The organism is Methylobacterium mesophilicum SR1.6/6 (genome assembly GCF_000364445.2).
Taxonomy (GTDB): domain Bacteria; phylum Pseudomonadota; class Alphaproteobacteria; order Rhizobiales; family Beijerinckiaceae; genus Methylobacterium; species Methylobacterium mesophilicum_A.
The window spans coordinates 6,011,339-6,020,413 of record NZ_CP043538.1 but is presented as its reverse complement, the minus strand read 5'-3'; the positions used below and the strand labels follow the sequence as shown (position 1 = coordinate 6,020,413).

General features: G+C 73.0%; 12 protein-coding genes. 8 read left to right on the top strand and 4 right to left on the bottom strand.

The features are described 5' to 3' along the window. Nucleotides 1-3: 3 nt before the first annotated feature. The 5 genes from MMSR116_RS28485 to MMSR116_RS28465 all read left to right on the top strand — a co-directional run bounded on the left by MMSR116_RS28485 (nt 4) and on the right by MMSR116_RS28465 (nt 3,207). Entirely contained in the window at nt 4-249 is a 246-nt protein-coding gene (locus MMSR116_RS28485; protein WP_010684290.1) for a hypothetical protein, read from the top strand. A 140-nt stretch (nt 250-389) separates the two neighbouring features. Beyond that, nucleotides 390-674, top strand: coding sequence for an accessory factor UbiK family protein (locus MMSR116_RS28480; RefSeq protein ID WP_010684289.1), 285 nt, complete (start codon nt 390-392; stop codon nt 672-674). A gap of 290 nt (nt 675-964) precedes the next feature. Then, nucleotides 965-1,474, top strand: a complete 510-nt coding sequence (locus tag MMSR116_RS28475) for a YbjN domain-containing protein (RefSeq protein WP_010684288.1) — start codon at nt 965-967, stop codon at nt 1,472-1,474. A gap of 38 nt (nt 1,475-1,512) precedes the next feature. Next, entirely contained in the window at nt 1,513-2,301 is a 789-nt protein-coding gene (gene proC / locus MMSR116_RS28470) for a pyrroline-5-carboxylate reductase (RefSeq protein WP_010684287.1), read from the top strand. A 102-nt stretch (nt 2,302-2,403) separates the two neighbouring features. Then, complete coding sequence (locus MMSR116_RS28465) at nt 2,404-3,207, top strand: hypothetical protein (protein ID WP_010684286.1); 804 nt, start codon at nt 2,404-2,406, stop codon at nt 3,205-3,207. A gap of 297 nt (nt 3,208-3,504) precedes the next feature. On the opposite strand, the gene MMSR116_RS28460 is transcribed toward MMSR116_RS28465, so the two are convergent. Next, nucleotides 3,505-3,939 (bottom strand): hypothetical protein, encoded by a 435-nt coding sequence (locus MMSR116_RS28460; protein WP_010684285.1) that lies wholly within the window; start codon nt 3,937-3,939, stop codon nt 3,505-3,507. A 265-nt stretch (nt 3,940-4,204) separates the two neighbouring features. Between MMSR116_RS28460 and argJ the strand changes: the two genes are divergently transcribed. Genes argJ through MMSR116_RS28445 form a run of 3 tightly spaced genes read left to right on the top strand, consistent with a single transcriptional unit; the run spans nt 4,205 to nt 6,584 of the window. Next, a complete protein-coding gene (gene argJ / locus MMSR116_RS28455; RefSeq protein ID WP_010684283.1) occupies nt 4,205-5,455 on the top strand; it encodes a bifunctional glutamate N-acetyltransferase/amino-acid acetyltransferase ArgJ in 1,251 nt (416 codons plus the stop codon). Further along, a complete protein-coding gene (locus MMSR116_RS28450) occupies nt 5,452-6,159 on the top strand; it encodes an SIMPL domain-containing protein (RefSeq protein ID WP_010684282.1) in 708 nt (235 codons plus the stop codon). The genes argJ and MMSR116_RS28450 overlap by 4 nt, the downstream gene beginning before the upstream one ends. Continuing rightward, entirely contained in the window at nt 6,156-6,584 is a 429-nt protein-coding gene (locus tag MMSR116_RS28445; protein ID WP_039893346.1) for a (deoxy)nucleoside triphosphate pyrophosphohydrolase, read from the top strand. The genes MMSR116_RS28450 and MMSR116_RS28445 overlap by 4 nt, the downstream gene beginning before the upstream one ends. 218 nt (nt 6,585-6,802) lie before the next feature. Here the strand turns inward: MMSR116_RS28445 and MMSR116_RS28440 are convergent, their stop codons facing one another. From MMSR116_RS28440 to MMSR116_RS28430, 3 genes are all read right to left on the bottom strand, one after another. Continuing rightward, a complete protein-coding gene (locus tag MMSR116_RS28440) occupies nt 6,803-7,780 on the bottom strand; it encodes a Gfo/Idh/MocA family protein (protein ID WP_010684280.1) in 978 nt (325 codons plus the stop codon). Nucleotides 7,781-7,952: 172 nt separating this feature from the next. Next, complete coding sequence (locus MMSR116_RS28435) at nt 7,953-8,384, bottom strand: DoxX family protein (protein ID WP_010684279.1); 432 nt, start codon at nt 8,382-8,384, stop codon at nt 7,953-7,955. 37 nt (nt 8,385-8,421) lie between these two features. After that, on the bottom strand, nt 8,422-9,054 hold the full coding sequence (locus MMSR116_RS28430) for an alpha/beta hydrolase (RefSeq protein ID WP_010684278.1): 633 nt from the start codon (nt 9,052-9,054) through the stop codon (nt 8,422-8,424). Nucleotides 9,055-9,075: the final 21 nt, after the last annotated feature.

Here is a 9,075-nt window from a genome sequence, read left to right as displayed (position 1 = left end):
CTCGTGAGGAAACTGACCTTCGCCTTCGCCGTCCTGGCCTCTCTCGGCGGTGCCGCCCTCGTCCAGCCGGCCTCCGCGGCTCCGGCCATGCCGGGTGCCGTCGCCGCTCCCGACGCGGTGACCCAGGTCCGGATGACCCCGATGGAGCACCGGATGATGCACCGTCGCATGGAGCGGCGCATGATGCACCGCCGGATGGAGCGCCGCATGATGCGGCACCGGATGCACCGCCGCATGCACCGCATGTGATCTTCGGCAGCGGACGGGGCCCGACCGGCCTCGTTCCGCCGCCTCGGGCGTTGCTCGCGCCCGGGAAGATTCCTATCTCGTCGCCTCGAATCGTGCAGTCAGGCGGCCGTCGCGGCAGCCGGCCGATCCGGGAGACCAGGATGCCCCCCTCCAACCGACTGTTCGACGATCTCGCCCGGCTGATGACGGACGCCGCCGGCGCCGCCCAGGGCGTCCGGCGCGAGGCCGAGACCGTGGTCAAGGCGCAGCTCGAGCGCGTCGTCCGCGATCTCGACATCGCCTCGCGGGAAGAACTCGACGTGCTGCGCGACCTCGTGACCAATCTGCAGGCCCAGAACGAGGCTCTGTCGGCGCGCGTGGCCGCGCTGGAGGCGAAGTCCGGCAGCGCCGGCGCGGGCGCCGCGGGCCTGAGCGAGGTGGTCTGAGTCCGCTCGGCAACGCCGACGGCTTTTACACAGGAAGCGGCGTCGACGATCCGGTTTCCTGTTCACTGAACGGGGCCAGCACTTTGTGTCGCGAGTCACGGCCGGTCTATAGTCAGGCATAGGGTGATTCGAGGGCTGCGGGGCGATGTCTTCGGAGCTTTGACAGTCGATCGCATCACCACCGGCGCCGATCTGCCGGCCGTTCAAGTTCTCGGAGTGTTCTCACGCTCCGGATTCGTGTCACCGTCACGTCAGGCTTGGCATCGCCCGGGCCGTCCTTTTGGATCGTCATGCCGCTTCTCAACGTCGACTTCCACGATCCGGACCGGAACGAGCATCCACTGGACGTCGTCGAACGTCTTGCGTCCCTGCGCGACTGGATTTTCGATCGGGCCGAGACCGACGAGATGTCGGTTACGAGCCCCGGCCGATGGACCGACTACAATGTGGCCTTCACCTGGATCGAAGACGTGGAGGCCCTCCACGTCGCCTGCGCGTTCGACCTCAAGGTGCCGGAGCGGCAGCGGATCGAGGTGATGCGTCTGGTCGCGCTGATCAATGAGCAGCTCTGGGTCGGTCATTTCGATCTCTGGTCGACCGACAGCGTGGTGATGTTCCGCCACGCGCTGCTGCTGACCGGCGGGGCGGTCCCGACTCACCCGCAATGCGCGACCATGATGAAGACCGCGGTCGACACCTGCGAGCGCTACTTCCAGGCGTTTCAATTCGTGCTCTGGGCGGGCAAGAGCGCCCGCGAGTCGCTCGACGCCGTGCTGTTCGAGACAGAAGGCGAGGCGTGACGGCGTCGCCGACCGGGACCGGCATGCCCGCCTCCCTGATGCTGGCCGGGGCCGGCAAGATGGGCGGCGCCATGCTGGCCGGCTGGCTGGACGCGGGGCTGAATCCGCGCCGCGCGACCATCATCGATCCCGTTCCCACCCGCGAAATCGCGGACCTGTGCGCGGGCCGGGGCGTCGCACTGAACCCGCCGGATCCCGAGCCCGCAGCCGTGCTGGTCCTGGGGATCAAGCCGCAGGGCCTCGACGGGGCCGCACCCGCCCTCGACCGGCTCATCGGCCGCGACACGCTCCTCGTCTCGATCCTGGCCGGCAAGACCGTCGCCGACCTGCGCGGGCGGCTCCCCCGGGCCCGGGCCGTCGTCCGGGCGATGCCGAACCTGCCGGCCAGCATCGGCCGGGGCGCCACCGGCGCCTACGCCAATCCCGAGGTTGCGCCCGGGCAGCGGACCGCTGCCGAGGCGCTGCTCGCCGCCAACGGGACCGTGGCTTGGCTCGCCGACGAGACGCAGATCGATGCTGTGACCGCGGTGTCCGGCTCCGGTCCAGCCTATGTGTTTCTCCTCGCGGAAGCGCTGGCCGAAGCGGGCGTCGCCGCGGGGCTCGCGCCGGACGTGGCGCGCGACCTCGCCCGGGCAACCGTGGTGGGTGCCGGCGCGCTGCTCGCGGCGAGCCCGGCCGAGGCCGCGGAGTTACGCCGCAACGTCACCTCGCCGGGCGGGACCACGGCGGCGGCCCTCGACGTCCTGATGCGCCCCGACGGCCTCGGGGCGCTGATGCGGGAGGCGGTGGCGGCGGCCCAGCGCCGGGCGGGCGAACTCTCCGGCTGAGCGGAGCTTGCGCCGTGCGGCAAGGTCGCGCGATGACCCTGCCCTTCGGCGGCGCCCTGCCTACATGAGGCCCGACGACCGACAGGAGCGGGCGACAGACCGATGACCGAGAGCAAAGCCCCGTCGAAGCGCACCCGGAAGGCTGCGACCGCCCAGGCGGCCGCCTCCCCCGAGGTCGTGAAGGACAGCGCGGCGCGGGACAGCGTCGGCCAGAGCGAGAGCCCACCGAAGCTTCCGCCCCGGGAGGCCGCCGTCGAGGCCCTGATGCGGCTCGCCGCCGAGCAGCCCTGGAACGACATCGAGGTCAGCGACATCGCCCGCGAGGCCGGACTGACCCTCGCCGAGCTGCGGGACCTGTTCCCGTCGAAGGGCGCCGTGCTCGGCGGACTGACCCGGATCATCGACCGCAAGGTCCTGGAGGGCGACCTCGCGGGTCTCGAAGAGGAGCCGACCCGCGAGCGCCTGTTCGACGTGCTGATGCGCCGCCTCGATGCCATGGAGCCCTACAAGCCGGCCCTGCGCCGGATCGCCTATGCGCTCCGCGGCGAGCCGCTCGCGATGCTGGCGCTGAACGGCGTGATGCTGAACTCGCATCGCTACATGCTGGCGGCGGCCGGGATCGACACCGAGGGTCCTCTCGGTCAGTTCAAGCTCCAGGGCGTGGTGATCGCCTTCGCCCGCGTCACACAGGTCTGGCTCGACGACGACGACCCGGCCCTGGCCCGGACCATGGCGCGGCTGGACAAGGAGATCCGCAGCGGCGAGCGCATCATGGAGCGGGCCGAGGATGTCCGGCGGCTCACGGCCCCGCTGCGGGCCCTCGGGCGCTCGTTCCTGGACCGTCGCCCGCGCGCGCGCCGCGACCGCGATGACGGCGACGAGACGGATCCCGCCGCGGCGATCTAGCGTCGCTGACGGGACGTCCGGCATCTGGCGGGCGAGGTCATCGCCCGCCTCAGGCAGGCTTCGCCTTGCCGTCAGCAGTGGCGTGCCATTGAGCTCCAGACGCTCGAGCGCGGACGTCATGGCCGTGGCGTTCTCGACAATCCCCGGTGGAGCGCGCGCCCGGAGAGGGCCTCGATCCTCTGACCCGCCTCTTCCCGGGCGGTGAGGTGCTCGGCGTTGACGTCCATCCGACGCCACATGATTCGTGAGCGGCGGCTCGGGTGCAGCCCGAATGCGCAGCGCCGCGAACCGCCCGGTTCAGGCGGCGCGATTGGCCAGGGCTTCGCGCATCAGGCTCGCCATCGTCCCATTCTGGAACTGGTCGTGCGGGACGAGGAGCGCGTCCGGGATCCGGGCCGACACCTTTGGCTCCGGCGCGTCGGCCGGGTCGCCGGCGACGACGATGCGCAGGCCCGGTCGCAGAGTGCGCGCCTCGACCGCCAGTTGCGCGCAGCACAGGCCGCCCTGCAGGGCCGCGTCCACCACCATCACGTCCACGGGCAGGCCGAGGGCCAGGACGCCCATGGCGTCGACGCCGCGGTCGCAGGCGGTGACCTGATAGCCCAGCATCCGCACCTGCGCCGACACCGCGTCGCGCCAGCGCTTGTGCCGGCCGACCACCAGAACCTGGATCCGATAGCAGCTGCCCTGGGGCAAGCTGCCGGGGTCAGTCTCGACGTCGGCTGGGGGCATTCCGCACTCGACTTCGGGCTGGCGTTGCGATGCAGCATGCTAGTCTGGGATACAATCCGCACGCAAGCCCGTACCAAGCCCGCACGAGGTTTAACCGGTGCGCCGGACCGGCCCGCGCGGCTGCACGGCGCGGATGCCGCACGGACCGGGATCGTCGGCTTGGCTCGCGGTTGACGCCGCGGGGGGTGCGCGGGCAACACCGGCCCGCCGCGGGGATTCAAGGACCGCGGCGACTCAGAGCCGCGCAGTGCCGGAGCCCGAGCCGATGTCGTCCGCGAAATCCCCGCCCGTCTCTCCCCTGGCGCCGGCCACGACGCCAGACCTGCCGCCCGTGCCGGGGGTGCGCCTCGCCACCGCCCAGGCCGGGATCCGCTACAGCGGCCGCACCGACGTGCTCTACGTCGCCCTGGAGGAGGGCACGCAGGCGGCGGGCGTGTTCACGCGCTCGAAATGTCCGTCCGCCCCGGTGGACTGGTGCCGGGAGGCGCTCGGCCACGGGAGCGCGCGGGCGCTCGTGGTCAATTCCGGCAACGCCAATGCCTTCACGGGCCGGGTCGGCCGCGAGGCGGTGGCGCGCACCGTCGCGATCGCCGCGGACGCCGCGTCCTGCGATCCGCGCGCGGTCTACGTCGCCTCCACCGGCGTGATCGGCGAGCCGCTCCCGGCGGAGCGGTTCGAGGGCGTGCTGGCGGAGTGTGCGGCCCGCGCCGAGGCCGGACCGGCGGCCTGGGCCGCGGCGGCCCGCGCCATCATGACCACCGACACCTTCCCCAAGCTCGCGACCCGGACCGCCGAGATCGACGGCGCGCGCGTGACCCTCAACGGCATCGCCAAGGGCGCCGGCATGATCGCCCCCGACATGGCGACGATGCTGTCCTTCGTCTTCACCGACGCCGCCCTGCCCCAGGGGGTTCTGCAGGCCCTGCTGTCGGCCGGCACCAAGACCAGCTTCAACTGCGTGACGGTGGACGGCGACACATCCACCTCCGACACCCTGATGCTGTTCGCCACCGCCAAGGCGGGCAACGCGGCGGTGACCGATCCCGGCGATCCGCGCCTCTCCGGCTTCCGCGCGGCGCTCGACAGCCTGCTGATCGAGCTGGCGCAGCTCGTCGCCAAGGACGGCGAGGGCGCGCGCAAGTTCGTCACCGTGCGGGTCACGGGTGCCGAGAGCGACGCCTCCGCGCATCGCATCGCGATGTCGATCGCCAACTCGCCGCTGGTGAAGACCGCGGTGGCGGGCGAGGATGCCAACTGGGGCCGCGTGGTGATGGCGGTCGGCAAGGCCGGCGAGCCCGCCGACCGGGACCGGCTGGCGATCTGGTTCGGCGACGTGCGGGTGGCCGTCCAGGGGGCCCGCGACCCGGACTACAGCGAGGCGGCGGCGAGCGCCGTGATGCGCGAGCCCGAGATCGAAGTCCGGGTCGATCTCGGACTCGGCGACGGCAAGGCCCGCGTCTGGACTTGCGATCTGACCAAGGCCTACGTCGAGATCAACGGGGACTACCGCTCGTGAGGGCGGCCCTCGCCTGCGCCATCCTGGCGGCCCTGGCCGCGCGGGCGCAGGCCGACGATTCGGCCTGCAAGCGGCAGATCAGCGTCGTCGGGCGGGCGGCGGAAACCCGGGCGCCGGACTTCGCCGAGGTGACGGTCGGGATCGAGGCGCGCGGCGCGACCGCGGCGGCCGCCCTCGACGCGGCCTCGAAGGCGGTGGCCGGCCTCTCGGCGCAGGCGCGCGCCCTCGGCGTGCCGCCGGCCGATATCGGCACGGCCGCCGTGTCGCTGCAGGCGGCGACCCGCTCGGTGACGCGGCCCGGCGGAGCGGTGACCGAGGAGCCCGACGGCTACCGGGCGGGCAACATGGTGAGCGTCCGCCTCGGCGACATGGATCGCCTCGGCGACCTGCTCCGGCAGGCCCTCGAATCGGGCGCGAACCGGATCGACGGCGTGAGCTTCGGTCTGCGCGACCCGGACAAGGCCGAATCGGCCCTGCAGCTCGCGGCGGCACGGGACGCGCGGGTGCGGGCCGAGGCCCTCGCCGACGCGGTCGGCGCCAAGCTCGGTCCGCTCTGCACGCTGAGCACCGGGGGCGCGGCGCCGATGCCGGTGATGTCCCGCGCGCTCGCGGCGCCCATGCCGAAGGGCCGGCGCGTCCCGATCGAGGCCGGGACGCTCCAGCTGTCCTCCGAGGTCTCGGCCAGCTTCGCGGTGATGCCGTGAGCGCGCCCGGACAGCCGGCCCTCCGCCTGCTCCTGGTGGTCGCGGTGGCCCTCGTCGATGCTGACGGCCGCGTGCTCGTCAGCGAGCGCCCGGCGGGGAAGCAGCTCGCCGGGCTGTGGGAGTTTCCCGGCGGCAAGGTCGAGCCCGGCGAGCGTCCGGAGGGGACCCTGATCCGGGAACTGGCGGAGGAGCTCGGGATCCGCGTCGAGGAGCCCTGTCTCGCGCCGCTGACCTTCGCGAGCCACGCCTACCCGGATTTCCACCTGCTGATGCCCCTCTACGTCTGCCGGCGCTGGACGGGGACGCCGCGGTCCATGGAGGGTCAGGCGCTGAAATGGGTCCGGCCGAGGGCCCTGCGCGACTTGGCGATGCCCCCCGCCGACGCGCCGCTGATCCCGTTCCTGATCGACCTCCTAGAGGTCTGATCCGATTTCCGTTTGGACGCTTCGGTTGACGCGTCTCCTCCGTCATCACGCGCGCAGCGAAGTGACCCAGGGCAGCGCGACCTCGCGTGTGCGAAGCGCCGCTGGATTGCTTCCTTCCGCTCGCAAGGACGGCGGAGTCCGAGGCTTCAACCGGTTACGGCATTCCGCGCCGTCCGTTCGGGGGTCTGGCGTCGATGCAGGTCCGTCGCGGCCCGCGCTCACAGCGCGAGGATGCCCTCGACCGCGTCCTGGACATCGAGTGCCTCGGCGAAGGTGGCGAGGTGGTGGGGCTCGCCGCGCGCCATCCGGACGACGCCGTCGAGCTGCCGCCGCAGAGTGATCGGCCGCAGCCGCGCGTTGGGGATCGCATCGGGCTCCGGCTCGAAGGAACCGTCCGGCTTCCGGCGCTCGGCGAGGGCCCAGTCGCGCAGCCGCACGGCGCCCGCGTCGCCCTCCAGCGTCCAGGTGTTGTGGTCGTCGGCCTCGGTGCCGCCAACCTGGCCCTTCAGGGTCACGGGGATCCCGCCGGCCGCGAGCGTCACCGCGATGGCGCGTTCGGACCGGCCGGCTTCCGGAAAGGCGACGCGTCCCTCAAGGCCCTGCAGGGGCCCGAGGAGGCGGCGGGCCAGGAACAGGAAGTGCGAGACCACCTCGCGGGTGAAGCCGCCCTCGGCGCGCCCGTCGAGCCAGCGGGCCGCGTCGACCTGCCAGGGTCGCGGCCAGCGCGCGAAGGCCACCGTGATGGCGAGGTGCCGGGGCTGCCCGACGACGCCTTCCGCGATCCAGCGCTCGAGCGCCGCCACCCCGGGCGAGGAGGCGAAGGGGAAGTTCACCGCGCCGGCAGACCCGGCCGCCGCCACGAAGGCGCGGGCCTCGGATCGATCGATGGCGAGGGGCTTCTCGCAGAAGATGCTGCGTCCGGCCTCAAGGGCGGCGCGGGCATGGGCGAGGTGCGAGGCTGGCGGCGAGGCGACGTACACGCAGGCGCTTGCCGCCACGACGGCGGCGGCATCGGCGACGCGCGGCACGCCGGGGAAGGCCGCGCCGACGCGGGCCAGGGCCTCCGGGGCCGGATCCCAGATCGCCGCGACCCGGACGGGCGAGTCCGGCGCCTCGTGGATCGCGTTGAGCAGGCGCTCGCTCATGATCCCCGCGCCGATGATCCCGAGGGCGAGGCGTTCGTCGGTGGTCGGCATGCTGGGTCCCGCGGCTGACGGGCCGCGATCCGCGGTCCGCCGCAGGCTTTAGGGAGCCCGCGGCGGACAGGAAAGGGCGCGACCGCCCAGGGCGCGCGTCAGGGCGCACTGCGGCAGCGAACGGCCGGGCCTTTTCGTCACGCCGGCCCGCGCCGACGGGTCAAAGCCCTGGTCAGATCCGGCCCTGTCGGGAATCCAGGCTGAAGGGCCCGGCGCCGAAGGCGGCGACCTGGAGGAGGCCGCCGGCCATGGCGAGGTTCTTCAGGAAGTGGAACATCTGGTTCTGGTCCCCCAATGCGGTGTGGAAGGTCACCGCGGTGGCGACGGCGAAGGCGGCCAGGATCAGCGCGACCAGCCGGGTCCGGTAGCCGGCGATGAGCAGCAGGCCGCCGACGACCTCCACCAGCGTCGCCGCCGCGTAGGCGAACGACGGCAGCGGCAGCCCGGCCGCCTCGATCGTGGCCAGCGTCGCGGCGGGCGCGGCGAGCTTGCCGGCCCCGCTCACCAGGAAGATCGCGCTCATCAGGATCCGGCCGGTCACCGCCGGCAGGCCGGAGAGCGACGGGCCGGCGGCGGTCGAGGTGCGGGAGATCGCGGAGGTCATGGGGTGATCCGTCCTGTCAGCGACTGGGTGGTGGATTTCACGCCGCGCGGGACAGCGCGGCGTTCCGGAGCCATGCCGACGCGAGGCTGACATCGGCCTGCGACAGGCCGTGTCCGGTGGGCAGGATCCTGTGTTCGACCGCCGCGCCGGCGGCGGTGAGCTGCGCCGCGAGCCGGCGGGCGTTCTCGGCCGGCACGATCGGGTCCATGGCCCCGGAGAGGATCAGGACCGGCCGGCCGCCGAGATCGGCCGCCGGCGGCTCGGCGAACGGCACCATCGGGCGGATCAGCACGGCGCCCGCCAGCACCCCCGGCCGCAGCATCAGCAGCGACGCGGCGATGTTGGCGCCGTTGGAGAAGCCGAGCGCCAGAGGCGCCCCGAGGCCGTAGCGGTCCCGGGCCTCGGCCACGAAGGCGGCGAGATCCCCGGTGCGGCGACGCAGGTCGGCCTCGTCGAAGACCCCCTCGGCCAGGCGCCGGAAGAAGCGGGGCATGCCGTTCTCGGTCACGGCCCCACGCGGCGCGAGGAGCGCGGCGTCCGGCGCGACCATCCGGCCGAGCGGCACGAGATCGTGCTCGCCGCCGCCGGTCCCGTGCAGGAGCAGCAGCGGCCGCGCGGCATCCGCGCCGGGCTCGAAGTGGTGGACGAAGCCGAGGGATTCCTGGGTCATGGCAACCTCCTGCGTGGGATC

What these genes read in the sequence shown, in the direction of transcription:
- MMSR116_RS28480 (WP_010684289.1), top strand. Translation starts at nt 390, where the DNA reads ATGCCCCCCTCCAACCGACTGTTCGACGATCTCGCCCGGCTGATGACG.
- MMSR116_RS28475 (WP_010684288.1), top strand. Translation starts at nt 965, where the DNA reads ATGCCGCTTCTCAACGTCGACTTCCACGATCCGGACCGGAACGAGCAT.
- proC (WP_010684287.1), top strand. Translation starts at nt 1,513, where the DNA reads ATGCTGGCCGGGGCCGGCAAGATGGGCGGCGCCATGCTGGCCGGCTGG.
- MMSR116_RS28465 (WP_010684286.1), top strand. Translation starts at nt 2,404, where the DNA reads ATGACCGAGAGCAAAGCCCCGTCGAAGCGCACCCGGAAGGCTGCGACC.
- MMSR116_RS28460 (WP_010684285.1), bottom strand. Translation starts at nt 3,939, where the DNA reads ATGCCCCCAGCCGACGTCGAGACTGACCCCGGCAGCTTGCCCCAGGGC.
- argJ (WP_010684283.1), top strand. Translation starts at nt 4,205, where the DNA reads ATGTCGTCCGCGAAATCCCCGCCCGTCTCTCCCCTGGCGCCGGCCACG.
- MMSR116_RS28440 (WP_010684280.1), bottom strand. Translation starts at nt 7,780, where the DNA reads ATGCCGACCACCGACGAACGCCTCGCCCTCGGGATCATCGGCGCGGGG.
- MMSR116_RS28435 (WP_010684279.1), bottom strand. Translation starts at nt 8,384, where the DNA reads ATGACCTCCGCGATCTCCCGCACCTCGACCGCCGCCGGCCCGTCGCTC.
- MMSR116_RS28430 (WP_010684278.1), bottom strand. Translation starts at nt 9,054, where the DNA reads ATGACCCAGGAATCCCTCGGCTTCGTCCACCACTTCGAGCCCGGCGCG.